The following is a 24999-nucleotide window of genomic DNA, read 5'->3' as shown; positions in this document are numbered from 1 at the left end:
AAAACATGGCAAAGGGCACGGACGACACCATCGCGGTGCGCATCGGCAAGGCGCTGGCGGACCGCATCATCTCCGGCGCGATCGAGCCGGGGGCAAGGCTTCGGCAGGATCATATCGCCGAGGAATTCAACACCAGCCATGTTCCGGTGCGCGAGGCTTTCCGCCGCCTGGAGGCGCAAGGGCTGGCCGTCAGCGAGCCGCGCCGAGGGGTGCGTGTCGCGGCTTTCGATCTCGGCGAAGTCAAGGAAGTCGCCGAAATGCGGGCCGCCCTCGAAGTGCTGGCGCTGCGCCATGCCGCGCCGCATTTGACATCAGCCATTCTCGATCTCGCCGAGGAAGCGACAAAGGCCGGCGACAAATCCCGCGACGTCAGGTCGTGGGAAGAAGCCAACCGCGCCTTTCACCGGCTGATCCTGGCGCCATGCGGCATGCCGCGCCTGCTCGCCACCATCGACGACCTGCATGCCGCCAGCGCCCGCTTCCTGTTCGCGGCATGGCGCTCGGAGTGGGAGACGCGGACCGATCAGGACCACAGGGCGATATTGGCCGCTTTGCGGCAGGGAAACACCGAATCCGCCGCCGCGACGCTCGGGCGGCATGTCCAATGGATTGGCCGCAAACCGGTCAGGACGGCCTCAGGGGCAACGCGCGAAGCCTTTGCCATCGTGGGCTGAAGCACGTCGTCCAACAGGCCCCGGTTTGGTGAACGACATGCATAAAACAAACAGGCCTGAAGCACGCCGCGACACGCTTTTGGCAGCTTTTGCGCAGTCAAGGCTTGCTATCTCCGGGGAAATGTGGATTCGATAATAGATCGAAAACAGAAATTATCTATAATTTGAATCGGTCGAAGGAATTCTCATGACAGACATCGCATTCGCGTCCCGCAAGCCGTCCTTCAGCCCGCTCCGGCTCCAGGATCGCTCGCTCGCCTGGCAAGTCGGAGCCGTCGTGCTCGGCACGCTGTTCCTGGCGATGTCCTCCTACATCGAAGTGCCGATGGTGCCTGTGCCGGTGACCATGCAGACCTTCGCCGTGACGCTTATCGGCGCGCTTTACGGCTGGCGGCTCGGTGCGGTCACCATTGCCGCCTGGCTGGTCGAAGGCGCTGTCGGCTTCCCGGTTCTGTCTGGAGGGGCAGCAGGCGCGTCGTATTTCGTCGGGCCAACGGGTGGTTATCTCTTTGCCTTCCCGGTTGTGGGCGCGCTTGTCGGCTGGCTGGCGCAACGTGGCTGGAACGGCAACAGGGTGGTGCTCGCCTTCGCCGCCATGCTGCTCGGCAACCTTGCCTGTCTGGTGCTCGGAACGGTATGGCTCGCTGTCATGATCGGCGCCGAACAGGCCATCACCTTCGGCTTCCTGCCGTTCATCGTCGGTGGCTTGCTCAAATCGGCGCTCGGTGCCGCGACGCTCACGGCGATTCGCGGCAAGACCAAGCCCGCCAATCCGCGACGATCAGCCAATCCGTGACGATAAGACTGCGCGCCCATCATCTCCTTTGCCTGCTCACCTATGTGGGCAAGGGATACAGCCCCGCCTTCACCGCCAACTATGACGGGATCGCGGAGCGCCTGAGCCGGGGCGAGGACATCCTCCTCGTCTCCGGACCGGACGACATCTGCGCCCCGTTGCTCGACGAGCCCGAGCCGCACTGCCTGCGCGACAGCGCGTCCGCACGCGACCAACTGGCCGCACGGGACGTTGAGGATCTGCTGGCCCGGCCGATCCACGCCGGCGCCCGTCTCGATCTCGACGCTGCCACGCTGGTACGGATGCGGCAGGCGTTTTCAACCGGCCTCGTGCGCAAGGCGTGCGAAGGCTGCGAATGGAGCGCGCTGTGCAGCACCGTTGCGGCCGGCAATTATCGCGATACCCGGCTGCAGCGGTCCGCCGAGACGGAAAACTGTCCTTTCTAGCCATGGTTTGTTAATCGGGTGACCCGATTGTGAATTTCAGGCGGATTGAAGCGCGACCCCAAAAAGGACATGCTTTGCCCGGAAAGATCGAGTCTACGCCGATTCCGCTGATGCGGTGACGGCGCGTGGCTGAAAGGGATACGATGCAGCAAGGACGTGCGCGCTGGCTGACAAGGCTGGCAATTGTGACGGGCATGGCGCTCTCGGCTTTGCCGGCCTATGCCAAGCAATCCACCGAGCCGGTCAAGATCTCGTCATTCTCTGGCGCCTATCTGGCGGCCCGGATCGCCGAAGGCGACAACGACCTCGACAGCGCCATCGCCTACTACAAGCAGGCCCTGGCCTTCAATCCAAGCGACACCGCGCTGCAGCAGAGCCTGATGCTGTCGCTGATCGCGCAAGGGCGCTTCGATGAATCGCTGGTCTATGCCGACAAGCTCAAGGAAGTGCCCGACGTCGAGCGTTTCTCGCGCCTGGCGCTGGCGGTCGATTCCTTCCACAAGAAGGATTTCACCAAGGCGCAGTACTGGCTCAAGCTGTCGCTGGAATCCGATCTTGATCGGCTGATCTCGGGCGTCATGTCCGGCTGGGCCGAACAAGGTGCGGGCCAGCCCGCCGACGCAATGGCCGCGATCGACAAATTGCAGGGGCCGGACTGGTTCGGCCTGTTCAAGTCCTTCCACCGCGCGCTGATCGCCGATGCCTCCAACATGCCCGAGAAGGCGGAGGCGATCTACGCCGCCACGATGCAGGATACGGCCGCCGGCGGCGCGGCTCCCGAAACCTGGATGCGCAACGCACAGGCCTATGCCTCATTCCTGGCCCGCAAGGGCGAGAAGGACAAGGCGATATCGGTGCTCGATCAGGCCGAGGCGTTCTCGCCCGGCAAGCTGGAAATCGTCACCTTGCGCGACAGGATCGCCAAGGGTGACAAGATTGAGCCCTTCGTTTCCGGCCCGTCCGACGGTGCTTCCGAAATCCTGCTCGATCTCGCCACCGCACTCAACCGTGGCGGCGGTGAGCCGTTCGTGCGCCTCTATTTGCAATATGCCCTGGCCCTGCGGCCTGACAGCGACGCGGCTCTCGTGCAGCTCGCCGCCGTCGCCGAACAGTTGAAGGACGGCGAGGGCGCCATCGCGCTCTATCGGCGCATCCCCGATTCTTCGCCGCTAAAGCAGCTTTCGGACCTGCAGCTTGGCCTCAACCTTGCCGATCTCGACCGTCATGACGAGGCGATCACGCATCTCAAGGCTTTCGTCGACGCCCATCCCAACGACATGCGCGCCTATCTGGCACTTGGCGGGGTCTATTCCTCGAAGGAGGATTTCCGCTCGGCCGCCAACATCTACGACAAGGCCGTCGACGCGCTGAAGACGCCGACCTCGGCCAACTGGAACATCTTCTACCAGCGCGGCATCGCCTATGAGCGCCTGAAGGAATGGCCGAAAGCCGAGCCGAACTTCCGCAAGGCGCTGGAATTGCAGCCGGACCAGCCGCAGGTTCTGAACTATCTCGGCTATTCCTGGGTCGACATGAACACCAACCTCAAGGAAGGCCTGGCGATGATCCAGAAGGCCGTCGATCTGAGGCCGAGTGACGGTTACATCGTCGATTCGCTAGGCTGGGCCTATTTCCGCCTCGGCAGGTTCGATGACGCGGTACGCGAAATGGAACGCGCCGTGTCGCTGAAGCCGGAAGACCCGGTTCTCAACGACCATTTGGGCGACGCCTACTGGCGCGTCGGCCGCAAGCTGGAAGCCACCTTCCAGTGGAACCAGGCCCGCGACCTGAAGCCGGACCCGGATGTGCTGGCCACCTTGCAGCAGAAGCTGATGAAGGGCCTGCCGCCGATCGAATCCAACACGGCGCAGGAAACCCCGAAGGTGAAGCCAGAGCCGGTTCCCGCCCCGAAGGGGTGATATCGGCTATCTTGATTGCGAGAGGGCTCCGATTTTGGAGCCCTTTCTCGTTTGCAGCGACGCGTTTTAGAACAGCTTCCGGTAGACGACGAAGCCGGAGCGCTCGCCAACCTTGTCGTAGAGCTTCATCGCCGTGTGGTTGGTCTCATGCGTCAGCCAGTATACCCGACCCGAGCCGGCGGCCTGGGCGCGCTCATAAACGCCTTCGATCAGGGCCCGGCCGATGCCTTTTCCCCGCGAGGCCTCCGTGGTGAAAAGATCCTGCAGATAGCAGTTCGGTGCGATCGCCGTCGTGCTGCGATGGAACAGATAATGCACCAAGCCGAGAAGCTGCCCGTCGCTTTCGGCAACCAGCGCATGGACCGGCTCATAGGCATCGAAGAAGCGCGACCATGTCATCGCTGTGATCTCGCCCGCTAGCGCTGTCTCACCCGCGCGGCCATAGAATGCGTTGTAGCCGTCCCAAAGCGGCAGCCATTGATCGTAGTCCTGTCGCGTGATCGGGCGGAGTATGATGGAACCGGGCATAGCTGGCACCTGTCGTTCATGTAAGGGTCGAACAGATCGCAGCTTCTCGAGGCCGACAATGGGCCAGCACCCGGCAAAGCTTTCAACATCGCGCGGAACGTCGAAGGCTGCCCAGCCTCGATGCGCCTTGCTTGACGCTTCGCCGCCGTGTCTCTAGGACGTGGCGCTAAGCTAGCCTTTGCTGTCGAGGCCACCCGTGACGATTGAAATGCCTGCCCATATGCATCCCAGCCGCTCTTTCCAGGGGCTGATCCTGACCTTGCACAATTACTGGGCGGCCTATGGTTGCGTCATCCTCCAGCCCTATGACATGGAGGTCGGCGCCGGTACGTTTCACCCGGCAACGACGCTGCGCGCGCTCGGCCCCCGGGGCTGGAATGCCGCCTACGTCCAGCCCTCGCGCCGTCCCAAGGATGGCCGCTATGGCGAGAACCCGAACCGGCTGCAGCATTATTACCAATATCAGGTTATCCTGAAGCCGAACCCGCCGAACCTGCAGGAGCTCTACCTCGGCTCGCTCGCCGCGATCGGCGTCGACCCGTTGCTACATGACATCCGCTTCGTCGAGGACGACTGGGAAAGCCCGACCCTGGGTGCCTGGGGGCTTGGCTGGGAATGCTGGTGCGATGGCATGGAGGTCTCGCAGTTCACCTATTTCCAGCAGGTCTGCGGCATCGAATGCGCGCCGGTGGCGGGCGAACTGACCTACGGGCTGGAACGGCTGGCCATGTATGTGCAGGGCGTGGACAACATCTACGACCTCAATTTCAACGGCCGTGAGGGCGCTGAAAAGGTTACCTATGGCGACGTCTTCCTGCAGGCCGAGCAGGAATATTCGCGTTACAATTTCGAATACGCCAACACGGCGATGCTGCTCAGGCATTTCGAGGACGCCGAGGCTGAGTGCAAGGCGTTGCTCGACGCCGGTGCGCCGGCATCGAACGACAATTTGCCGATGCACAGGATGGTCTTCCCCGCCTACGACCAGTGCATCAAGGCCAGCCATGTCTTCAACCTGCTCGACGCACGTGGCGTGATCTCCGTCACCGAGCGGCAGAGCTACATCCTGCGCGTGCGCAATCTGGCGAAGGCCTGCGGCGAGGCGTTTTTGAAGACGCAGGCGGGTGGATTGGCGGCCTAAAGAAAATTCCTGGAACCGCTCTGGTTTCAGACGCCTGTCATCATTTCGATCGGCAACAGGATTCTGGCTGCTGGCGCCAGCCATGGTCCGCAGCGCCTGCCGCACACCTGGCATCGAGAAGGCGCCGTGGGCCTGCGCGGTGAAGCAGGCGCTGAGCGCGAGGATCTGCAGAAGTCTGGATGCCGTTTTCATGGTCGTTCAGCCAATAGTTTCCTGCCTGAGCGTAGGTCGCTTCAGCGCTGCGTTCGGTTCATGGAGATCTTTGACCCAAGGACGAGTGGGGCCGCCTCGTCCCGACAGGACTGCCAAAATTTCCGGAAATCGGCCGAAGTCAGCGATAGCCGTGTTGAAAGGGTGACAGCAGGCAGCCGAGTTGCTATGCCCTTCCACCTCCCCCTTGATGGGTGAGGTCGCCGCGAAGCGGCGGGTGGGGGTGATAGCGCGATTTCTCATGCCGAAGCTCGATCGGTTCAAGCTGCAGTCCGCCCAACGGCTTCGTGCGGCAATGACCGACGAGGAGCGCATCTTGTGGCGGCATCTCTGGCGCATTCCAGTTGAAGGCACTCATTTCCGCAGGCAGGCGTCGGTCGGGATTTACTTCCCCGACTTCATCTCACACCGGCTGAAACTAATCATCGAGGTCGACGACGCTCACCACAGTTTCGACGGCCAACAGCGCCACGACGAACGTCGAACAAAATGGTTCGAGAGCGAGGGTTATCGCGTCGTCCGATTCTGGAACCATGAAATCAAAAACGAACTGGATTCCGTGCTCGATACGATCTATGCGGCGGTGGAAGAACGAAAATCACACCTTGGCCCGCGAGACGCCGAAGGCGCTCGATCCTGAGATGCCGCCACCCCACCCCGGCGCTGACGCGCCGACCCTCCCCATCGAGGGGAGGGTGAGGAGCCACCAATGCCTGACCTGCTTCTAGAACTTCGCTCCGAGGAAATCCCCGCCCAGCCGTGCGCCCGCAGCGCCGGAGGCGCGAGGACGCGCAAACAGGAAAATGGCATGCGGGCGGAGAAACTCTGATGCCGGATCTTTTGCTCGAACTTCGCTCCGAGGAAATCCCTGCCCGCATGCAGCGCAAGGCGGCGGGTGATCTGAAGAAAATGCTGACCGACGGTCTGGTCGAAGCGGGTCTGACCTACGAGGCGGCGCGCGAGTACTGGACGCCGCGGCGGCTGACGCTCGATGTCAGGGGGCTGACCGCGCGCTCGAAGGATATAAGCGAAGAGATCAAGGGTCCGTCCACGACGGCGCCGGAGCAGGCGGTCCAGGGTTTCCTGCGCAAGGCCGGGCTGTCTTCGATCGCCGAGGCGCATGTCCATTCCGACCCGAAGAAGGGCGACTTCTATGTCGCCCACATCTCAAAGCCTGGCCGGGCGGCCGAACAGATCATCGCCGACCTGGTGCCCGGCATCATCCGCAATTTCCCCTGGCCGAAATCGATGCGCTGGGGGCCGGCCTCCGCGAAACCGGGCTCATTGCGCTGGGTGCGGCCGCTGCAATCGATCCTGTGCACCTTCGGACCGGAAACCGAGGAGCCGGTGGTGGTCGATTTCGAGATCGACGGCATCCGCTCCGGCAACGTCACCTACGGGCACCGTTTTCTCGCGCCCGGCGAAATCACCGTGCGTCGCTTCGACGACTATGTGAGCAAGCTGGAGGCGGCAAAGGTCGTACTCGACGCCGATCGCCGCAAGGAGATCATTCTCGCCGATGCCCGCAACCTCGCTTTCGCCAACGGGCTCGACCTGGTCGAGGACGAGGGCTTGCTGGAAGAGGTCTCGGGGCTGGTCGAATGGCCGGTCGTGCTGATGGGCGAGTTCGAGCAGGCTTTCCTCGCCATCCCGGCCGAAGTCATCCGGCTGACCATCCGCGCCAACCAGAAGTGCTTTGTCACACGCCCGCAAGGCGAGGGCGAGGCACTTTCCAACCGCTTCATCCTTACCGCCAACATCGAGGCCACGGATGGCGGCAAGGAGATCGCCCACGGCAACGGCAAGGTGGTGCGCGCGCGCCTCTCCGACGCCCTCTATTTCTGGACGACCGATCAGGGCGATCTGCCTGATCTCGGCCAACTCGAGGCATCGGCGACAAAATTCGGCCTCGATCTCAAGAAGCCGCTCGACCAGCGCATGGCGCGCCTCGATCATCTCGATGTGACGTTCCACGCCAAGCTCGGCACGCAGGGCGAGCGCGTGGAGCGGATCAAGCGATTGGCTGAAGAATTGGCGCCGATCGTCGGCGCCGATGCCACGCTCGCCGCTCGCGCCGCCGTTCTCGCAAAGGCCGATCTCACCACCGAAGTCGTCGGTGAGTTTCCCGAACTCCAGGGCGCCATGGGTCGCAAATATGCGCTGCTCCAGGGCGAACATCCGTCCGTGGCGGCGGCCATCGAGGAACACTACAAGCCGCAGGGCCCGTCCGATTACGTGCCGAGCGATCCGGTGTCGGTCACCGTGGCACTTGCGGACAAGCTGGATACGCTCGTCGGCTTCTGGGCCATCGACGAAAAGCCGACAGGATCGAAGGATCCGTATGCGCTGCGTCGAGCGGCGCTGGGCATGGTCAGGGTCATATTGGAAAACAAGCTCAAGCTTTCGCTCGGCATCGCCATCGCGGCCGCAGTCTCTTCGGCCCTCGCCGTATATGAACAAAAAGGCAAGGGAGCAGAGAGCCGTGGCGTCGTCGCGATGCTCGATTCCAGCATTCGCGACTACAGGGGCACAAGCCAGCTGTTGTCGGAAGCAGGCTTGATTTCCAACTTGTTGAAAGGTGGGCTGGCCAAGGCAAGTTCGGAAACTTTTGGCTCCGCCGATCAGGAGCGGGAGTTCTTTGACGGCCAGCGTCTGATGGAGCTTGAAGCGTCGCTGTCGCCATTGATCGCCGATCTCTTGTCCTTCTTCCACGACCGCCTCAAGGTCTACCTCCGCGACCAGGGCGCACGCCACGATCTGATCGACGCCGTCATTACTCCACACTCCGACGACCTCCTGCAGATCGTGCGCCGGGTCGAAGCGCTGGGTTCCTTCCTGGACACCGAGGACGGCAGAAATCTGCTCGCCGGCACCAAGCGTGCGGCCAACATCCTGGCTGCCGAGGAGAAGAAGAAAACAGCGATCGCGCAAACCGTTGAGCCGGCCTTGTTCCGGCAGGATGCCGAGAAATCGCTGTTTGCGGCGGTGAATCAGGCCGAGAAGCAAGCCGGCGAAGCGATTCAAAACGAAGACTTTTCCGCCGCCATGCTGGCGCTTAGCGCGTTGCGTGAACCGGTTGATTCATTCTTCGAGCATGTTCTCGTGAATGATGAAGATCTGGCCGTGCGCGCCAACCGCCTGGCGCTGCTGGCTCGCATCCGTGCGGCCACCGGTCAGGTAGCGGATTTCGCGAAAATCGCTGGTTGATCGGCCCCGAAAATATCTTCCAACCCGCCGTTCGAGCCGGCTTACAGTCATACGGCGATGATCTCTCCGTGGCAAAAGGGACATGTTCCCCAACCCCACGGAGGCTTCCATGAATTCCGATCACGAAATCGAAGTGACAGAAGAAACCCCGGCCGCCGCCGAGGCGATCGAATCCGCTTCCGAAACCGCCCTCGATCATGCCGCCGCCGCCACGGTCGAGGCCGCCGATCACTCTGACGATGAGGACGGCGACGACGAAGGCGAAGAGGAAGATGAGGACGAAGACGACGCCGATGACAGCGTGAAGGCCAAAGTCGACGACGCTGAGGACGAATCAGAATCCGAAGACGGCGAGTCCGAAGAAGACGACGACGCCAAGGAAGAAGCGGCCTGAGATTTCAGTCCGGTTGTGTCGAGAAGAAAGGGCGGCGCATCAGCGTCGCCCTTGCTGTTCCCGGCAACTGACTTGTCAGTCCTCCAGGATGCTGACGCAGTCAGTCATCCAGGATGCTGACGCGTACGCTGTTTTCGTAGACGTCGACCTGGATCAGCGGCTCGCCATTGACGATAGCCCGCCTGGTTGAGGAACTCATCGCGCCCGGGCGCTCCAGCATGCGCTGCAGATCAGCGCGCTGGTCGTTGGTCCTGAACCAGCCGTCAGCCTCGTCGTCACGGTCGCGGCGATGGAACTTGTGCCAGTTGGCGCGATCCTGCCGCACCATCTGTGCCGCGCCGTCCAGCGCATAGCCATCGCTCGCCTGGTGGTCGCGGTCGGAGATACGCGCGACATAGGACCCCAGCATGTCATCGGCTTGCGCTGCATTGGCGCCGAGCAGCGACGCCAGCAGAAGCCCGGCCATGGTGACGGTTTTGGATTTTCTCATGATCAACCCCTTTGAACGATGAATCCCGCGCCGCTTGACTAAATTCATGCGGCAGCGTCGACCGGCGAAATATGCCAGGACGAATTCGCGCGGCGATGGTGCGCAGGGCGCCGGCGCGCCGTCAAGCTGCCGGTTGACTGGCGGGCGGCCGCTACTTGACCTTGCCTACCCCGGGGGCGGGCATCGATGCGGCTGCAGGCGCGGCGGGTTTCTTTTGCGTGTCCGGCGCGGGCGCGGCCGACGCGGTCGCGCTTGCAGGCGCAGCAGCAGGTGCGGTCGCCGCGGCCGGCGCCGTTGCTTGCACCGGTGCCGAGAAGGCGTCGCCGACGACGCCGCCACGAATGATCATCGGGTTCCGCATGAAACCATGCCGGGCTTCAGGCGCGTTCGGGATCGCGGCCACCTTTTCATAGGTGACATCGGGCTCGCCGAGCGCAACCACGGACACCACGTCGCTCGCCTTGGCGTCGGCTGCCATCATGATGACGGAGGGCGTCGAGGCCGGCGCGCCGGGAAAAACCAGCGAAGAGGCCTGAGCCCCGCATGTCAAAGCCGCCAGGGTGATCCCCAGTACGATACGCACAGACACTGATATCGCTTCCCTTTTGCCCTGGCCGCGATGATAGCGGACTGGAATTGATACCGGCTTTCGCGGAAACATAGCATTTTAGGGATTGATAAATCGCCAAGGCCGTTCTCGGCCCGGCTTGCTCAACAGCCGCCATCGTACTACGCAGCCGGCATCTGCGAGGTGACGAGAGTGGCTGAGATAGTTGGCGCCGGCGAGGCGTTGGAGCGGGCGCTGGCACTGCTCCAGGGCGGCGATGTCGTCGCCATCCCCACGGAAACGGTCTACGGGCTTGCTGGCGACGCCACGAACGGCATCGGCGTGGCGCGCATCTTCGAGGCCAAGGGACGGCCGCGTTTCAATCCGCTGATCGCCCATGTCGCCGACATGGCGATGGCCGAACGCATCGCCCTGTTCGATCCGCTGTCGAAGAAACTGGCGATTGCGTTCTGGCCGGGCCCGCTGACCCTGGTGTTGCCGCAGCGGCCCGGCAACGGCATTCATCCGCTGGTCACCGCCGGGCTCGATACGATCGCCCTGCGCATGCCTAGGGGCTTTGGCGGCGACCTCATCGCCCGTCTCGGCCGGCCGCTTGCCGCACCCAGCGCCAATTCATCCGGCAAGATCAGCGCGACGACGGCGCAAGCGGTGGCGGCCGATCTCGGCGCACGCATCAGGCTGGTGGTCGACGGCGGCGCGACGCCGGTCGGGCTGGAATCGACCATAGTCAAGGCCGAGGCGGGACGATTGCGGCTGCTCCGGCCCGGCGGCATTGCCGCCGAGGACATCGAGGCGGCCGTCGGCATGGAGCTGTTGCGCGGTGGCGGCGCCGGCGTCGAAGCGCCCGGCATGCTTGCCTCGCACTATGCGCCAGGGGCTGCGGTGCGGCTCGATGCCCGCACCGTCGCCGAGGGCGAAGCCCTGCTCGCCTTCGGCAACCTGCGGGCCGCGGGCTGGCAACGCGCCACCGCCTTCCGCAATTTGTCCGAAACGGGCGACCTGCGCGAAGCGGCGACCAATCTCTTCGCCTACATGCAGGATCTCGACCGCAGCGGCGCGCGGACCATCGCCGTCGAGCCGATACCCTTCGATGGGCTGGGCGAAGCCATCAACGATCGGCTTTCACGCGCCGCCGCCCCTCGTGACAACACACAGCCCACGACATAGTTTTCCCACATGACCGAAATTTCACAGACACTCGATCCCGCCCTCATCGATCGCTTCGCGGCGATCGTCGGTGAAAAATATGCGTTGCGCGACGCGCAGGACATCGCGCCTTTCCTCGTCGAACGGCGTGGGCTTTGGCACGGCGCGACGTCACTGGTGCTGCGGCCGGGCAGCGTCGACGAAGTCAGCCGGATCATGCGGCTGGCGACAGAGACGGGAACGCCGGTCGTGCCGCAGAGCGGCAACACCGGGCTTGTCGGCGCCCAGGTGCCGGACAGGTCCGGCCGCGAGATCATCCTGTCGCTGTCGCGGCTGAACCGCATTCGCGAGATCGACCTCCTGTCCAACACGGTGACGGTCGAGGCAGGCGTCATCCTGCAGACGCTGCAGGAAGCAGCCGACGCCGCCGGCCGGCTGTTTCCGTTGTCGCTGGCCGCGCAAGGCTCCTGCCAACTCGGCGGCAATCTCTCGTCCAATGCCGGCGGCACCGGGGTGCTTGCCTACGGCAATGCGCGCGAACTCTGTCTCGGCGTCGAAGTGGTGCTGCCGACCGGCGAGGTGTTCGACGATCTGCGCAAGCTGAAGAAGGACAACACCGGCTACGATTTGAAGGACCTGTTCGTCGGCGCCGAAGGCACGCTCGGTGTCATCACCGCCGCCGTGCTCAAGCTGTTCCCGAAGCCGAAGGGGCGGGAAGTGGCCTTTGCCGGCCTGTCGTCGCCAGAGGCGGCGCTCTCCCTGTTCGGCTTGGCCATGGACCGCGCCGGCGCTTCGCTCACCGCCTTCGAACTGATCGGCAAACGGCCGTACGACTTCACTTTGAAGCATGCGCAAGGCGTGACCCGGCCGCTGGCCGAGGACTGGCCCTGGTATGTGCTGATGCAGGTGTCCTCGGGCCGTTCGGAAGAAGACGGCAAGGCGCTTGTCGAGGAGGTGCTGTCAGCCGCTCTGGAGCAGGGCATCATTGGCGACGCGGTGATCGCGGCAAGCCTCGCCCAGGCCGATGCCTTCTGGAATTTCCGCGAGGTACTGCCCGAGAGCCAGAAGCCCGAAGGAGCCTCGATCAAGCACGACATTTCCGTGCCGATATCGTCGATCCCCGAATTCATCGGCAAAGCCGCCGGTGCTGTCGCTTCAGTCAGCCCCGCCGCGCGGGTCGTCTGTTTCGGCCACATGGGCGACGGCAATTTGCACTACAACATCTCGCGGCCGGAGGGCGCCGACGACGAGGCCTTCCTCGGCCTCTACCACGCCATGAACAAGGCCGTGCACGATGTCGTCCGCTCCTTCCATGGCTCGATCTCGGCCGAGCACGGCATCGGCCAGTTGAAGCGCGACGAACTGATCGCCACCGCGCCGCCGATGGCGATCGATCTGATGCGCCGAGTGAAGGCTGCCTTCGATCCGGCCGGCATCATGAATCCGGGTAAGGTTATCTGATCCTTTCTACATCTTCTGGCTGGTGGCATTCCGATAACCATCCCTGAGATCAGCAAAATTTAACCGACTTTCTTAAGCGCGGCGGTAAGGAGCCAGCGCTAATGTTTCCCCATAACGAGGCCGGGAAAACTGGCCCGGAGAGAACCGGACACCGGCTCTCAGGAGACAGACAGGAAGGCACTCTATGAACACCGGACTTAAGCCAGTCTGGGCGGGACGCAACATGCGCCTCGACCCATTCCGACTGCCCCAGATGGTCAGCTACGCCACGCGCGACGATTATGGCGACGTGACTTTCACCATCGACCATCGCGGCGCCGTGATCCGCCGCCTGCTCGAGATGAGCGGCGTGCCGGCGATCATCGCTCTGCCCGCCAATGCGTTCCGCGGCGTTGCCGCCCGCGCAATGGAGGATCCGGACGGCAATGTCACGGTGACCCTGGAACTCCTGCACAACGACCCCATGCTGTCGGTCCCGCTGCTGGTGGCCGACGATCTTGAAGATGTCGCCGCCGACTGGCGCGCCTGGGCCGACGCCTACCGCCTGCCGATGCTGTTGATCGAATCGGACGGCATCGCCCGCACTTTGGAAGAATCGCTCGGCGCCGCCATCAAGACGCTGCCGCCGCAGGATCGCCGCAAGGGCCGCGTTTCGACCATGCGCCGTCCGCGCTTCCTCGCCCGCCGCAGGGCCGGCGACCTCGGTCTCAGGCTGGTCATCGACGGCCAGGAGATCATTTCAAGGGAGTGAACAAGGCTTTTTCCTTCTCCCCTTGTGGGAGAAGGTGGCCTCACGAAGTGAGGTCGGATGAGGGGTGCTCCAGCTTGGCAATGACGGCGCTCCGTCACGCACCCCTCATCCGTCTCGGCGCTGCGCGCCGATCCACCTTCTCCCACAAGGGGAGAAGGGAAAAAATCCGCTAGACCAGCGGCTTCAGCGCCACCCATAGCGCGCCGCCGATCAAGCCGAGGAAGATCAGCCAGCCGACTTGGTTGTTCGACCGGAACAGCCGCAGGCATTGGTCGGGATTGTCGATGTCCAGAACCGTGATCTGCCGGGCCATATGCGCGCCGGCGGCGATCAATCCGGCCAACGCCACCACCGGGGCTTGCGCCGACGCGAAGGCGATCGCGAAGCAGATCAGCGTGCCGCCATAAAGTCCTGCCAGCCACGCCTTGGTGTTGTCGCCGAACAGCCGTGCCGTCGAGCGAACGCCGACAATGGCGTCGTCTTCCTTGTCCTGATGCGCATAGATCGTGTCGTAGCCTATCACCCACAGGATCGAGCCGATATAAAGCATGATGGCGGGGCCATCGAGATCGCCGAACTCGACCGCCCATCCCATCAGCGCGCCCCAGGAAAAGGCAAGGCCGAGAAACAGTTGCGGCCAGTTGGTAATCCGCTTCATGAATGGATAGACGGCAATGATCGCCAGCGAACAGATGCCGAGCAGAATGGCGAAGCTGTTGAACTGTACGAGCACCGCAAGGCCGGCCAAGGCTTGCAGTACGAGAAACAGCCAGGCCCGCCGGCGCGTCGTCTGGCCCGAGGGCAGCGGACGCGAGCGGGTGCGTTCGACCTGGTTGTCGATGCCCTCGTCGACAAGGTCGTTGTAGGTGCAGCCGGCGCCACGCATGGCGATGGCGCCGATGAGGAACAACACGAGATACAGGGGGGCCGGCAGAAGCGAGAGCAGCGGGTCGCCGGGGCGCGGATAGGCGCTCGCCGCAAGCGCTGCCGACCACCAGCATGGCCACAAAAGCAATTGCCAGCCGATCGGCCTGTCCCATCGTGCAAGCTGCGCATAGGGCCAGATCGAGCGCGGCAGCACGCGGTAGACCCAATGGCCGTTCGGCGCATCGGCGACACGGCCCTGGGCCACTTTCGACTGGATAGGTTCCATGCGCATGGAGTGGCAGCAGCCGTGGAAACCGTCAAGCGGCAAGCAGTCGGTCGGCGACGGTCCACCCGTCAGGCGGTGAAGATGTCGCGTGTGGAGAACCAGGCTTTCGCCACGTCGACGAATGCCAGCACTGCGTTCGAAACCCGCTGATGCGTGTCATAGGTGAGAATGATGCGCTGCATGGGCAGCGGATCCGACAATGGCCTGCAGACGAGAGGCAGCCCGTCATAGCTGCGGTCGCCATGCGGGCGAGTGTAGCTGACCGCGACGCCGAACCCGTTCGCCACCATGCTGCGCTGGAGTTCGAACGAACTCGTCGCCCTGTCGGCCACTGGCGAGAGACCCCGGCCGCGGAACAGATCGAGCATGTGCTGCCAGCTGTGCGGCTGATCCGTCGTGATCAGCGGGTAGGCGGCGAGATCCGCCAGGCTGACTGATGGTTGGTCCGCCAGGGCATGGCCCGCCGGCAACAGCGCGTGCGGGCGAAGTTCGTGCAGCAGGACGCGGGCGAAGTGGGTCGGCAGGCTCAGATCATAGGTGAGACCGAGATCGATGGCGGCGTCGCCGAGTCTCCGCCCCAGCGTCTCGAAGGTCTCGTCGCGAACGACGATTTTCACCGCCGGATGGCGTTCGGAAAAAGCACGGATCAGCGCTGGTGCGAAGAACGGCGCCAGATCCTCGAAACATCCAAGCACCAGTTCTCCGCCGACGGCCGAGTTGTCGGCGCCCAGGCTCATAAGTTCGTCTGTCTCGGCAAGGACCTGTTTTGCCTTGACCGCCACTGTGCGGCCGAAGGAGGTCAGCGAAACGCCACTTCCGCGCTGGCGCACGAACAGTTTCTGCCCGAAATCCTTTTCCACGGCGTCGATCGCGACCGAAATAGAGGGTTGCGAAATGTTCAGCGCTTTGGCCGCGCCTGTGACACTGCCGTGGCGGGCGACGGCGACCAGATAACGCAATTGCGTCAGGGTAGGACTCATAGTTCAGACCTATGTGTCAGATGAGAAGTTATTATTTTACTGAATGAAGGAGGGCTGCGATAGTCGTCTCGATCCTGAAAGGAGGACACCATGGCTTCCCAGACTGCCGCCCGCTCAATCGACACCGGCCTGATCGATGCGGAGACGATTGCCGACTATCAGCGTGACGGCGCGGTTTGCATCCGCGGCGCCTTCAAGGGCTGGGTCGATACGATTGCCGCCGGCATCGAGCGCAACATGGGGAACCGCAGCGCCACCGCGTCTGATATCGCCAATGGCCGCGGCAGTTTCTTCGACGATTATTGCAACTGGGAACGCATCCCCGAATTCGTCGAGGTGGTGCGGGAATCGCCGGCCGCCCAACTGGCGGCGGCGGTCATGCAATCGCGCACCGCGCAATTCTTCCATGACCATGTTCTGGTCAAGGAACCCGGCACGCAGAAGCCGACGCCCTGGCATCAGGACATCCCCTACTATTTCGTCGATGGCCAGCAGACGGTCAGCTTCTGGATACCTATCGACCCGGTGAAGGAGGCGACGCTGCGCCTGATCGCCGGCTCGCACAAATGGGACAAGATGATCCTGCCGGTGCGCTGGCTCGACGACAGCAATTTCTACGCCGGCGAGGGCGACTACCTGCCGGTGCCCGATCCCGACAAGGATCCGTCGATGAAGGTGCTCGAATGGGAGATGGAGCCGGGCGATGCCATCCTGTTCGACTTCCGGACCGCGCATGGCGCGCGCGGCAACCTGACCGCGGCACGGCGCCGGGCACTCTCGCTGCGCTGGGTCGGTGACGATGCCCATTATGTCGAGCGGCCGGGCCGCACCTCGCCGCCCTATCATGGCCATGGCATGCAGCCAGGCCAGAAATTGCGCGAAGACTGGTTTCCGGTCGTTTTCCCTGGCTGAGCGGGCCAGAATATGGGCGTCGGAATTCGGCGCCCATATTCGGCAGGGGATAACGTTCCCGTGCGCAAATCGGATCAAAATACCCTGATGCCTTGACCCGTAGCCCAGAGAGCAATAGCGGGTGCTCCAAGAGACTGTTTCGAAATTCGCTCTGGCGAGTCATATGGTGGTGGTTTCGAGAACCGTAGCGGAGCGGACATTTGGTCCGTGAGCAACGGAAGCGCAGAAAACGCCGCCAGGTGGCCGCCAGAGCAGAATTTCGGCATCAAGAGGTGGCCATGAACGTTCTTCTTCTGGGCTCCGGCGGCCGCGAACATGCGCTGGCCTGGAAGATCGCGGCGTCGCCGCTGCTGACCAAGCTCTATGCGGCCCCCGGCAATCCGGGCATCGGCAGCGAGGCCGAACTCGTTAAGCTTGACATCACCGATCATGCCGCCATCGCCGTCTTCTGTCGGGAGAAAAAAATCGACCTCGTCGTGGTCGGTCCGGAAGGGCCGCTCGTCGCCGGTATCGCGGACGACCTGCGCGCCGAAAACATCCGCGTCTTCGGGCCTTCCAAGGCTGCCGCGCGGCTGGAAGGCTCCAAGGGTTTCACCAAGGATCTCTGCGCCAGGTACAACATCCCGACCGCGGCCTACGGCCGCTTCGGCGATCTGGCCTCCGCGAAAGCCTATGTCGAGAAAACGGGCGCGCCGATCGTCATCAAGGCCGATGGGCTTGCCGCCGGCAAGGGTGTCACCGTCGCCATGACGCTGGACGAGGCACGGGCGGCACTCGATTCCTGCTTCGACGGTTCCTTCGGTGCCGCAGGCGCCGAAGTGGTGATCGAGGAATTCATGACCGGCGAGGAGGCGAGCTTCTTCTGCCTCTGCGACGGTACCACGGCACTGCCCTTCGGCACCGCGCAGGACCACAAGCGCGTCGGTGACGGCGACGTCGGCCCCAATACGGGCGGCATGGGGGCCTATTCGCCGGCGCCGGTGATGACGCCGGAGATGGTCGAGCGCACCATGCGCGAGATCATCCAGCCGACCATGCGCGGCATGGCCGATCTCGGCGCGCCCTTCGCCGGCATCCTCTTCGCCGGGCTAATGATCACGGACAACGGGCCGAAGCTGATCGAATACAACACCCGCTTCGGCGACCCGGAATGCCAGGTGCTGATGATGCGGCTGAAGGACGACCTGCTGGTGCTGCTCAACGCCGCAACCGACGGCCAGCTGGCACACACCTCCGTGCGCTGGCGCGACCAGGCGGCGCTCACCGTGGTGGTGGCCGCGCGGGGCTATCCTGGCACGCCGGAAAAAGGCTCGGTCATCCGCGGCGTCGAGGACGCGGCGGCTGACGGCGTCCAGATCTTCCATGCCGGCACCGCCATCAACGGCGGCGCACTGGTTGCCAATGGCGGCCGCGTGCTCAATGTCACGGCGACCGGCGCGACCGTCGGCGAGGCGCAGGCGCGGGCCTATGCCGCGCTCGACCGCATCGACTGGCCCGACGGATTCTGCCGCCGCGACATCGGCTGGCAGGCCGTGGCGCGCGAGCAGGCGCACTGAAGCTCGGATTGTGGACGGCAGCTACCGCTGGCCGCGATCGCTTTTGGTCGAAGCGGTGCTGACCGGGTCGGCCGCGGCGAAGGCGGCATCGAGTTGCGCGGGTGAACGCTGCTCGGTCCGCTTCCAGGCAACATATTGGACTATGCCGAAGCTCGGCTGTCGCGGCACGGTCTTCACGACAGGCATGCGAAAACCACCACGGAATCTTGACCAGCGCGTACCGAGCACCGCGACCAGTTCCTCGAACGTCGGCGGCGTCGCGACATCGGCATAGATGAGGGTGGTCTTGCCGGCCAACGCTGCTTCGCGCGACAGCGGCACCGGTACGCTGGCGAGATAGTCTGACGGCACGTCGATCAGCCCGCCAAAAGGCCATTGCTGGCGCAGCGTGGCGGCATCTGTCGGCGCGACGTTGACGTCGATATTGTCAGGCGTGCCGGCGACCCTGTAGGGGCAACGGAAATGGCCGCAATTGGCCTGCGCTGAAAATTGCCAGAGTGCATAGCCCTGCCAGTTGCCCATCGGAAAATGCACGTCGATATCAGGCTTGTAGCGCGCGTACCAGAGCGGCAGCCGCGACAAGAGCCGGTACTTGTAGCGGTTGTCGGCGATGAACTGTGCGGTCTTGCCGTTGGTGTAGAGCACCGGGAAACGGCCGATGCGCCTGTGTACCTGGCGCACGAACTCCTCGGCATCGTCGAGCGACATCCATTGCGAGGGATCGTTGCCCTCGATGTCGAGAGCCACGACATCGTCCGGCGCGGGGTCCGCGAAATCGAGGAAATTATTGGCCTGCTCGACCGGATTGCCGGGGCGGGCAAGATGATAGGCGCCCCATTTCAAGCCGAGCGCCTTGGCCACGACCCGGCGCGTCTGAAACAGCTCGCGCGTCACCGCATGGCGCTTCCACAACGCCTTGCAGAGCTTCACCTCGGTGTCGCTGCCAAAGCAGAAATAGGGCGGCGGCATGCCGTCCGACGCCTTGTTGATGAAGGCGACGACGCGTTTGTCGGTGGCAAGTTGCGCCCAGTCGATGGAATTGTATTCGTAGGCATCGACCACCAAAGCGCGGTCGGCATTCTTCCACGGCTCGGAAAAATCCGAGGCCCTTGCCGCCGCCGACAGCGTCATCGTCGCCGCAAGAGCGAGAAGCGCTGTGCGGCGAAGGAGGCGCACCGTCCTTTTCAAAACAGGGAATCCCCGTGGATCAAAGACAGATGCTGGACCGCTATGGTTAAGGAAATGCTTCTCTATGAAGATGCCGGCCAATGCCGGGAAGTCAGCGCCGGCTGAATGGCTGGAATTCAAAAGGATCCGGCGCCGGCGCCTGCTGCAGCGTACCTTCGGCGGTGCGTTTGCGGTGGTGGGCGAGCGAGCATTTCGGCGAGCACAATATGCCGCGATCCGACCAATAGGCGGCGCCGTTTTCCAAGTCGCCGTGATAGTAAGAGAACCCCGCCGCCCGGTAGGGCAGGCCACATTCGATACAACGGTAGGCGTCGGGTCTGGCGAGCATGGGATTGGTTCCAGTCGGCTGGTTCTGGTCTGTCGCCGGTCGAATTGATCCGGCTTCGATCGAATTTAATGCGTGCCGGGACGATTGCAAAATCCGCGTGACAAAATTTGACGTTTACGTAAAAAGGAAAGCGGAAGACCGCCCAAAGGCGGATGGTTTTGCGGCTCCGCGAGCCATAGGGTCCGTTGGCGGAAGGTGAGGAGGAAAGCGGCATGTATCGGGCACCCGTCGAGGATATCGCGTTCACGCTGAAGCACGTGGCCGGCATGAAGGCGGCGCTGGATGCCGGCACGTTCGGCGATCTCGGCGAGGATCTGGTAGACGCCGTTCTCGGCGAGGCAGGCCGTTTCGCCACCGAGGAGGTCGCTCCGCTTTACAAGATCGGCGACGAACACGGTGCGGTGTTGAAGGACGCTTCCGTCATCACCCCGCCCGGCTGGAAGGAACTCTATCGCCGCTGGATCGACGGTGGTTGGAACGCGCTGTCCGGGCCGGAAGCGTATGGCGGCCAGGCGCTGCCGACCATGCTTGGCGTCGCAGCGCTCGAAATGTGGAACTCCGCCGCCATGGCTTTCGGCATCGGCCCGACGCTGACCATGGGCGCGGTCGAAGCGCTCGACAAGCACGCCTCCGAAGACCTCAAGGCGAAATATCTGGAAAAGCTCGTCTCCGGCGAATGGATGGGCACGATGAACCTGACCGAGCCCCAGGCCGGCTCGGACCTCGCCGCCTTGCGCGCCCGCGCGGAGCCGGCCGGTGACGGCACATACCGCATCTTCGGCCAGAAGATCTTCATCACCTATGGCGAGCACGATTTCACCGACAACATCATTCATCTGGTGCTGGCGCGACTGCCGGACGCGCCTGCCGGAACGCGCGGCATCTCGCTGTTCCTGGTGCCGAAATTCCTGGTCGGCGACGACGGCTCGCTTGGCGCGCGCAACGACGTCTTCTGTTCCGGCCTCGAACACAAGCTCGGCATCCATGCCTCGCCGACCTGCACCATGATCTATGGCGACGGCTTCCAGGGCGCCAAGCCGGGTGCCATCGGCTGGCTGATCGGCGAGGAGAACAAGGGCCTCGCCTGCATGTTCACCATGATGAACAATGCGCGGCTTTGCGTCGGCATGCAGGGCGTGGCGGTCGCCGAAGCCGCGACCCAGAAGGCGATCGCCTATGCCAATGAGCGCCGCCAGGGCAAGGCGGCGGATTATGCCGGCGCCGGCATGGCGCCGATCGTCCATCACCCCGACGTGCAGCGCAATCTCCTGACCATGAAGGCGCTGACGCAGACTGCACGAGCGATCAGCTATTCCTGCGCGCACGCCATCGACATGGCGCGTGTATCGTCCGGCGACGAGGCGGCGCATTGGCGCGACCGTGCCAACCTTTTGACACCGCTGGCCAAGGCATTTTCGACCGATGTCGGCGTCGAAGTGGCCTCGCTCGGCCTCCAGGTGCATGGCGGCATGGGTTTCATCGAGGAGACTGGCGCGGCTGCCCTCTATCGCGACGCGCGCATAGCGCCGATCTATGAGGGCACCAACGGCATCCAGGCGATCGATCTGGTTGCCCGCAAGCTGCCGCTCGGCGGCGGCGAGCATGTCCATGGCTTCATCGGCGAACTGGCCGTGGTCGCCAGTGCCGTGCGCACCTCCAACCTGCAGGGGTTCGGCCGCACCGCCGATGCTCTCGACGCGGCACTCGACGACCTGACGCAAGCGACCCGCTTCCTGCAAGAACTGTCAGCGGACGGCCGGTCGGAGCAGGCGCTGGCGGGCGCCACGCCGTATCTCAGGCTGATCTCGTTGGCCGCCGGCGGCGCCTTCCTGGCGCGGGGCGCTCTTGCCGATCAGGGGCGCATCGCGCTTTGCCGCTTCTTCGCCGAAAATCTCCTTGGCGAGGCGCGCGCGCTGAAAGGGCGCGTTATCGACGGTGCCGAAAGTCTCGCCATTGCCGGCAAGGCGCTGATTTCCGCCTGACGTTCACAAGGCCTAGCAAGGAAAAACCGTGACAGACCAGATCCTCGTCGAGCGCCAGGGCGCTATCCAGATCATCCGCATGAACCGCCCGGACAAGAAGAACGCACTGACGCGCGCCATGTATGCCAAGATGTCGCAAACATTGGCCGAAGGCGATGCCGATCCGGCCATCCGCGTCCATGTGTTCCTCGGGGTGCCCGGCGCCTTTTCCTCCGGCAACGACCTTGCCGATTTCATGGCGGTGGCCACCGGCGGCGATGGCGGCACCGAAGTCTGGGATTTCCTGATAGCGCTGGCCAGGGTCGAAAAACCGATCGTCTCCGGTGTCGACGGCATCGCGGTCGGTATCGGCACGACGATCAACCTGCACTGCGACCTGACCTTCGCCACGCCGCGCACCGTGTTCAGGACGCCTTTCGTCGACCTCGGCCTGGTGCCGGAGGCGGGATCGAGCCTCTTGGCGCCGCGCGTGCTGGGACAGCAGGCCGCTTTCGCGTTGCTTGGCCTTGGCGAGGGCTTTTCGGCCGAGCGCGCCAAAGCCACCGGCCTGATCTACGAAATGGTCGAGGAAGGGGCGCTGGAGGCCTCGGTGCTGGCGGCAGCCGGCCAGATCGCGGCCAAGCCGCCGCAGGCGCTGAAGATCGCGCGCGACCTGATGCGCGGCTCGCGCGACGACCTGGTCACCCGGATAGGCGAAGAAAGCGAACATTTTCGCGAGCGGCTGAAATCGGATGAAGCGCGCGCTGCGCTCACGGCGTTCATGACCAGGAAGAAATAGCTCGGTCTTCTACCTCCCCTCGATGGGGAGGTCGGCCCGCAGGGCCGGGTGGGGTGAAGCGCGGACCTAACTCGTTCAGCTTCGTTGCCACCACGCAGCCTGCACCAGAACAGTAAAGACGTCGCCATTCCCAAACTCAGGGATAAAGCCGCGTCTTGTCCCAACCGCCCATGGCGTTGCGGGAAAAGACCACACGGTCATGCAGCCGGAACGGCCTGTCGTGCCAGAACTCGATCGTCTTCGGCACGATGCGGAACCCCGACCAGTGTTTGGGTCGCGGAATCTCGCCGATCGCGTAGCGGGCCGTGTATTCGGCGACAGCTTTTTCCAGCGCGAACCGGCTTTCCAGCGGCCGCGACTGTTTCGAGGCCCAGGCGCCGATACGGCTGCCGCGCGGCCGCGTCGCATAATAGGCGTCGGCTTCGGCCTCGCTGACGATCTCCACCGGACCGCGAATGCGCACCTGGCGGCGCAGCGATTTCCAGTGGAAGCACATCGCCGCCTTCATGCTGCCCAGAATCTCCTGGCCCTTGGCGCTCTCGAAATTCGTGTAGAACACAAAGCCGCCCTCATCGAACCCCTTCAGCAGCACCATCCGCACATCCGGCATGCCTTCGGCATCGACCGTCGCCAGCGCCACGCCGTTGGCGTCATTGATTTCGCTCTTCGTGGCGTCGTCCAGCCATGCGGCAAAGAGGCGAAACGGCTCGCCGGCCTCGGTAAAGTCACCGCTTGTTAACTCAGTGTCACTCATAGTTTTTCTCAAATTGTCACGGATCAGGGGAGGTTGCCGATTGTCGCGTATCGCGCAAGCTTTTGACAGCAGGCAATGGAGCGTTATCGCTTCGGCCAGCGCAAAAGCCGCGATCGTGGTCGTCAGCCTGCCACTGGCCGCCTGTGGAGCGGGTGGCTTCAGCCTGGAAAAGGCGGAGGTCGACCGCTCGATCCTGACCAGCAGCACGTCTGCTTCCACGGCGCCGGTCGATTCGGATCGAAACTCCGACCAGACGACGATCGGCAATGCGGTATCTTCCGCCGACATCGAGCAGCTCGGCGGGCAGGCGGTGCCATGGGCGAATGCCGGGACCGGATCGCGCGGCTCCATTACCGAGCTCGCCGAATTGAAGGACAGCGGCCAGACCTGCCGCCGCTTCAAGGCGTCGCGCGAAAGCTTTGACGGCGTTGCGATGTTCGAGGGTGAATTGTGCCTCGCCAGCGCCGGTGGCTGGCGCATGCAGGGCTTCAAGCCGCTCTAGCTTCCGCCCTCGATTTCCGCCCTTGATATGACGGTCCGGCACTGGAATTTCTTCCTATGCGAGCGCATATAGGAGGCAAGTATGGACTCAACTCATTTCCAGGGCAGGACGCATGCGCGACCCGTATGAGGTGCTGGGCGTTGCAAAGAACGCATCGGCCAAGGACATAAAATCGGCATACCGGAAGCTCGCCAAGAAACATCATCCGGACCAGAATCCGAATGATCCCAAGGCGAAGGATCGTTTTGCCGCGGCCAACCAGGCCTATGAGATCGTCGGCGACGAGAAAAACCGTGCCGCCTTCGATCGCGGCGAGATCGACGCCGACGGCAAGCCGCGCTTCCAGGGTTTCGAGGGCGCGGCCGGTGGCGATCCCTTTGGCGGGTTTCGTCGACAGCAGGGGGCCGGCGGCTCGCGATTCGAATTCCGGTCGGGGCGCCCCGGTGGCGATCCGTTCGACGGCAACAGCGATATTTTCAGCCAGATTTTCGGCGACGCCTTTTCGGGCGCGCGCGGCGCCGGCATGGGCGACCGCCGCCAGCCCGCGACCGCTGCCGATCTGAACGTGACGCTCGACATCACCATCGAGGAAGCGGCGAATGCCGAAAAGGTGACGGCGATGTTCCCGGATGGCCGCAAGGTGGCGGTCAAGCTGCCGGCCTATGTCGAGGACGGCCAGACCATCCGGCTGAAGGGGCAGGGCGAGCAGGGACCGGGCCAGCCCGGCGACGCGCTGGTCAAGATCCATATCCGCAGGCACCCGCGTTACCGGATAGAGGGTCGCGACCTGCACGCCGACCTGCCGGTGTCGCTGGCGGACGCGGCACTGGGCGCCAAGGTGCCGGTCGAGACGCCGACCGGCAGGCTCGCGGTCAACGTTCCTGCCTGGTCGAGCTCGGACAAGGTCCTGCGCCTCAAGGGCAGGGGCCTGCCGGAAAAAGCCGGCGGCCATGGCGATCTCTATGTCCATGTGCGCATCATGCTGCCGGAGAGCGGCGACAGCGCGCTCGAAGCGCTGCTGCGCGGCCAAAAAGGCTGATCGACGGCTTTTGTCCCCCGAACTGTCCGGTTTGAACGCTTGAAGGGGCTTTGTGCCTGTGCGATAGGCACTCCACAAAGCAGAAGATCTTGCGGA

25 protein-coding genes are annotated in these 24999 nt (G+C 63.7%); 17 read left to right on the top strand and 8 right to left on the bottom strand.

Translation table 11 applies throughout. From position 1 onward, the window contains the following. Nucleotides 1–5: 5 nt before the first annotated feature. The 4 genes from LB568_RS03410 to LB568_RS03395 all read left to right on the top strand — a co-directional run bounded on the left by LB568_RS03410 (nucleotide 6) and on the right by LB568_RS03395 (nucleotide 3835). On the top strand, nucleotides 6–674 hold the full coding sequence (locus tag LB568_RS03410; RefSeq protein ID WP_013896708.1) for a GntR family transcriptional regulator: 669 nt from the start codon (nucleotides 6–8) through the stop codon (nucleotides 672–674). Nucleotides 675–861: 187 nt separating this feature from the next. Further along, the gene (locus LB568_RS03405) at nucleotides 862–1470 is read left to right on the top strand and encodes a biotin transporter BioY (RefSeq protein WP_224729068.1); all 609 of its coding nucleotides are present in this window, start codon (nucleotides 862–864) and stop codon (nucleotides 1468–1470) included. Then, nucleotides 1467–1916: a DUF1284 domain-containing protein gene (locus LB568_RS03400; RefSeq protein WP_224729067.1), complete on the top strand. Its 450-nt coding sequence runs from the start codon at nucleotides 1467–1469 to the stop codon at nucleotides 1914–1916. The genes LB568_RS03405 and LB568_RS03400 overlap by 4 nt, the downstream gene beginning before the upstream one ends. A 143-nt stretch (nucleotides 1917–2059) precedes the next feature. Beyond that, the gene (locus tag LB568_RS03395) at nucleotides 2060–3835 is read left to right on the top strand and encodes a tetratricopeptide repeat protein (RefSeq protein WP_224729490.1); all 1776 of its coding nucleotides are present in this window, start codon (nucleotides 2060–2062) and stop codon (nucleotides 3833–3835) included. 66 nt (nucleotides 3836–3901) lie between these two features. Here the strand turns inward: LB568_RS03395 and LB568_RS03390 are convergent, their stop codons facing one another. Next, on the bottom strand, nucleotides 3902–4363 hold the full coding sequence (locus LB568_RS03390) for a GNAT family N-acetyltransferase (RefSeq protein ID WP_224729066.1): 462 nt from the start codon (nucleotides 4361–4363) through the stop codon (nucleotides 3902–3904). Nucleotides 4364–4571: 208 nt separating this feature from the next. Here LB568_RS03390 and LB568_RS03385 point away from each other — a divergent pair, with 208 nt between their 5' ends. The 4 genes from LB568_RS03385 (at nucleotide 4572) to LB568_RS03370 (ending at nucleotide 9315) form a co-directional block, all read left to right on the top strand. Next, a complete protein-coding gene (locus LB568_RS03385; RefSeq protein ID WP_031250199.1) occupies nucleotides 4572–5504 on the top strand; it encodes a glycine--tRNA ligase subunit alpha in 933 nt (310 codons plus the stop codon). A 451-nt stretch (nucleotides 5505–5955) separates the two neighbouring features. Next, entirely contained in the window at nucleotides 5956–6354 is a 399-nt protein-coding gene (locus LB568_RS03380; RefSeq protein WP_224729065.1) for an endonuclease domain-containing protein, read from the top strand. Between the two features lie 188 nt (nucleotides 6355–6542). Continuing rightward, nucleotides 6543–8921 carry a glycine--tRNA ligase subunit beta gene (gene glyS, locus LB568_RS03375; protein ID WP_224729064.1) on the top strand — a complete coding sequence of 793 codons (2379 nt, stop codon included), beginning with the start codon at nucleotides 6543–6545 and terminating at the stop codon, nucleotides 8919–8921. Nucleotides 8922–9030: 109 nt separating this feature from the next. Then, entirely contained in the window at nucleotides 9031–9315 is a 285-nt protein-coding gene (locus LB568_RS03370; protein WP_224729062.1) for an ATPase, read from the top strand. Nucleotides 9316–9415: 100 nt separating this feature from the next. Here LB568_RS03370 and LB568_RS03365 read toward each other — a convergent pair whose 3' ends face one another. Together LB568_RS03365 and LB568_RS03360 are read right to left on the bottom strand one after the other, a co-directional pair. Next, nucleotides 9416–9805, bottom strand: a complete 390-nt coding sequence (locus LB568_RS03365) for a hypothetical protein (RefSeq protein WP_224729061.1) — start codon at nucleotides 9803–9805, stop codon at nucleotides 9416–9418. 151 nt (nucleotides 9806–9956) lie between these two features. Further along, the gene (locus LB568_RS03360) at nucleotides 9957–10394 is read right to left on the bottom strand and encodes a hypothetical protein (RefSeq protein ID WP_224729060.1); all 438 of its coding nucleotides are present in this window, start codon (nucleotides 10392–10394) and stop codon (nucleotides 9957–9959) included. Nucleotides 10395–10565: 171 nt separating this feature from the next. On the opposite strand from LB568_RS03360, the gene LB568_RS03355 reads away from it, so the two are divergent. The 3 genes from LB568_RS03355 (at nucleotide 10566) to LB568_RS03345 (ending at nucleotide 13731) form a co-directional block, all read left to right on the top strand. Continuing rightward, nucleotides 10566–11540, top strand: coding sequence for an L-threonylcarbamoyladenylate synthase (locus tag LB568_RS03355; protein WP_224729059.1), 975 nt, complete (start codon nucleotides 10566–10568; stop codon nucleotides 11538–11540). A gap of 9 nt (nucleotides 11541–11549) precedes the next feature. Further along, on the top strand, nucleotides 11550–12980 hold the full coding sequence (locus LB568_RS03350; RefSeq protein ID WP_224729058.1) for an FAD-binding oxidoreductase: 1431 nt from the start codon (nucleotides 11550–11552) through the stop codon (nucleotides 12978–12980). A 184-nt stretch (nucleotides 12981–13164) separates the two neighbouring features. Continuing rightward, nucleotides 13165–13731 (top strand): DUF6101 family protein, encoded by a 567-nt coding sequence (locus LB568_RS03345; RefSeq protein ID WP_224687048.1) that lies wholly within the window; start codon nucleotides 13165–13167, stop codon nucleotides 13729–13731. A gap of 169 nt (nucleotides 13732–13900) precedes the next feature. Here the strand turns inward: LB568_RS03345 and ubiA are convergent, their stop codons facing one another. Together ubiA and LB568_RS03335 are read right to left on the bottom strand one after the other, a co-directional pair. Then, the gene (gene ubiA / locus LB568_RS03340) at nucleotides 13901–14884 is read right to left on the bottom strand and encodes a 4-hydroxybenzoate octaprenyltransferase (protein WP_224729489.1); all 984 of its coding nucleotides are present in this window, start codon (nucleotides 14882–14884) and stop codon (nucleotides 13901–13903) included. Between the two features lie 68 nt (nucleotides 14885–14952). Next, nucleotides 14953–15864, bottom strand: a complete 912-nt coding sequence (locus tag LB568_RS03335; RefSeq protein WP_224729057.1) for a LysR family transcriptional regulator — start codon at nucleotides 15862–15864, stop codon at nucleotides 14953–14955. Nucleotides 15865–15954: 90 nt separating this feature from the next. On the opposite strand from LB568_RS03335, the gene LB568_RS03330 reads away from it, so the two are divergent. Further along, nucleotides 15955–16776, top strand: a complete 822-nt coding sequence (locus tag LB568_RS03330) for a phytanoyl-CoA dioxygenase family protein (RefSeq protein WP_224729056.1) — start codon at nucleotides 15955–15957, stop codon at nucleotides 16774–16776. A gap of 278 nt (nucleotides 16777–17054) precedes the next feature. After that, on the top strand, nucleotides 17055–18332 hold the full coding sequence (gene purD / locus LB568_RS03325) for a phosphoribosylamine--glycine ligase (RefSeq protein ID WP_224729055.1): 1278 nt from the start codon (nucleotides 17055–17057) through the stop codon (nucleotides 18330–18332). A gap of 21 nt (nucleotides 18333–18353) precedes the next feature. On the opposite strand, the gene LB568_RS03320 is transcribed toward purD, so the two are convergent. Beyond that, nucleotides 18354–19463, bottom strand: coding sequence for a glycoside hydrolase family 25 protein (locus LB568_RS03320; RefSeq protein WP_224729488.1), 1110 nt, complete (start codon nucleotides 19461–19463; stop codon nucleotides 18354–18356). Nucleotides 19464–19611: 148 nt separating this feature from the next. Further along, nucleotides 19612–19848 carry a hypothetical protein gene (locus LB568_RS03315; RefSeq protein ID WP_224729054.1) on the bottom strand — a complete coding sequence of 79 codons (237 nt, stop codon included), beginning with the start codon at nucleotides 19846–19848 and terminating at the stop codon, nucleotides 19612–19614. A 212-nt stretch (nucleotides 19849–20060) separates the two neighbouring features. On the opposite strand from LB568_RS03315, the gene LB568_RS03310 reads away from it, so the two are divergent. Together LB568_RS03310 and LB568_RS03305 are read left to right on the top strand one after the other, a co-directional pair. Then, nucleotides 20061–21830 carry an acyl-CoA dehydrogenase gene (locus LB568_RS03310; RefSeq protein WP_224729053.1) on the top strand — a complete coding sequence of 590 codons (1770 nt, stop codon included), beginning with the start codon at nucleotides 20061–20063 and terminating at the stop codon, nucleotides 21828–21830. A gap of 28 nt (nucleotides 21831–21858) precedes the next feature. After that, nucleotides 21859–22608: a crotonase/enoyl-CoA hydratase family protein gene (locus LB568_RS03305; protein ID WP_224729052.1), complete on the top strand. Its 750-nt coding sequence runs from the start codon at nucleotides 21859–21861 to the stop codon at nucleotides 22606–22608. 136 nt (nucleotides 22609–22744) lie between these two features. Here the strand turns inward: LB568_RS03305 and pdxH are convergent, their stop codons facing one another. Further along, nucleotides 22745–23362 (bottom strand): pyridoxamine 5'-phosphate oxidase, encoded by a 618-nt coding sequence (pdxH, locus tag LB568_RS03300; RefSeq protein ID WP_224729051.1) that lies wholly within the window; start codon nucleotides 23360–23362, stop codon nucleotides 22745–22747. 40 nt (nucleotides 23363–23402) lie between these two features. Between pdxH and LB568_RS03295 the strand changes: the two genes are divergently transcribed. Next, nucleotides 23403–23864, top strand: a complete 462-nt coding sequence (locus LB568_RS03295; RefSeq protein WP_140574383.1) for an RT0821/Lpp0805 family surface protein — start codon at nucleotides 23403–23405, stop codon at nucleotides 23862–23864. A 112-nt stretch (nucleotides 23865–23976) separates the two neighbouring features. Beyond that, nucleotides 23977–24903 (top strand): DnaJ C-terminal domain-containing protein, encoded by a 927-nt coding sequence (locus tag LB568_RS03290; RefSeq protein WP_140574381.1) that lies wholly within the window; start codon nucleotides 23977–23979, stop codon nucleotides 24901–24903. The last annotated feature ends 96 nt before the right edge of the window (nucleotides 24904–24999 follow it).

It is taken from the genome of Mesorhizobium sp. B263B2A (genome assembly GCF_020165775.1).
Classification (GTDB): domain Bacteria; phylum Pseudomonadota; class Alphaproteobacteria; order Rhizobiales; family Rhizobiaceae; genus Mesorhizobium; species Mesorhizobium opportunistum.
Note: the sequence above shows the minus strand (reverse complement) of the source record. Positions and strands in the feature narration are given on the sequence as shown.

Bases quoted from the DNA above. Each gene is read 5' to 3' on its own strand.
- LB568_RS03410 (WP_013896708.1), top strand. From the start codon at position 6: ATGGCAAAGGGCACGGACGACACCATCGCGGTGCGCATCGGCAAGGCG.
- LB568_RS03405 (WP_224729068.1), top strand. From the start codon at position 862: ATGACAGACATCGCATTCGCGTCCCGCAAGCCGTCCTTCAGCCCGCTC.
- LB568_RS03395 (WP_224729490.1), top strand. From the start codon at position 2,060: ATGCAGCAAGGACGTGCGCGCTGGCTGACAAGGCTGGCAATTGTGACG.
- LB568_RS03390 (WP_224729066.1), bottom strand. From the start codon at position 4,363: ATGCCCGGTTCCATCATACTCCGCCCGATCACGCGACAGGACTACGAT.
- LB568_RS03385 (WP_031250199.1), top strand. From the start codon at position 4,572: ATGCCTGCCCATATGCATCCCAGCCGCTCTTTCCAGGGGCTGATCCTG.
- LB568_RS03380 (WP_224729065.1), top strand. From the start codon at position 5,956: ATGCCGAAGCTCGATCGGTTCAAGCTGCAGTCCGCCCAACGGCTTCGT.
- glyS (WP_224729064.1), top strand. From the start codon at position 6,543: ATGCCGGATCTTTTGCTCGAACTTCGCTCCGAGGAAATCCCTGCCCGC.
- LB568_RS03370 (WP_224729062.1), top strand. From the start codon at position 9,031: ATGAATTCCGATCACGAAATCGAAGTGACAGAAGAAACCCCGGCCGCC.
- LB568_RS03365 (WP_224729061.1), bottom strand. From the start codon at position 9,805: ATGAGAAAATCCAAAACCGTCACCATGGCCGGGCTTCTGCTGGCGTCG.
- LB568_RS03350 (WP_224729058.1), top strand. From the start codon at position 11,550: ATGACCGAAATTTCACAGACACTCGATCCCGCCCTCATCGATCGCTTC.
- LB568_RS03345 (WP_224687048.1), top strand. From the start codon at position 13,165: ATGAACACCGGACTTAAGCCAGTCTGGGCGGGACGCAACATGCGCCTC.
- ubiA (WP_224729489.1), bottom strand. From the start codon at position 14,884: ATGGAACCTATCCAGTCGAAAGTGGCCCAGGGCCGTGTCGCCGATGCG.
- LB568_RS03335 (WP_224729057.1), bottom strand. From the start codon at position 15,864: ATGAGTCCTACCCTGACGCAATTGCGTTATCTGGTCGCCGTCGCCCGC.
- LB568_RS03330 (WP_224729056.1), top strand. From the start codon at position 15,955: ATGGCTTCCCAGACTGCCGCCCGCTCAATCGACACCGGCCTGATCGAT.
- purD (WP_224729055.1), top strand. From the start codon at position 17,055: ATGAACGTTCTTCTTCTGGGCTCCGGCGGCCGCGAACATGCGCTGGCC.
- LB568_RS03320 (WP_224729488.1), bottom strand. From the start codon at position 19,463: ATGACGCTGTCGGCGGCGGCAAGGGCCTCGGATTTTTCCGAGCCGTGG.
- LB568_RS03315 (WP_224729054.1), bottom strand. From the start codon at position 19,848: ATGCTCGCCAGACCCGACGCCTACCGTTGTATCGAATGTGGCCTGCCC.
- LB568_RS03310 (WP_224729053.1), top strand. From the start codon at position 20,061: ATGTATCGGGCACCCGTCGAGGATATCGCGTTCACGCTGAAGCACGTG.
- pdxH (WP_224729051.1), bottom strand. From the start codon at position 23,362: ATGAGTGACACTGAGTTAACAAGCGGTGACTTTACCGAGGCCGGCGAG.
- LB568_RS03290 (WP_140574381.1), top strand. From the start codon at position 23,977: ATGCGCGACCCGTATGAGGTGCTGGGCGTTGCAAAGAACGCATCGGCC.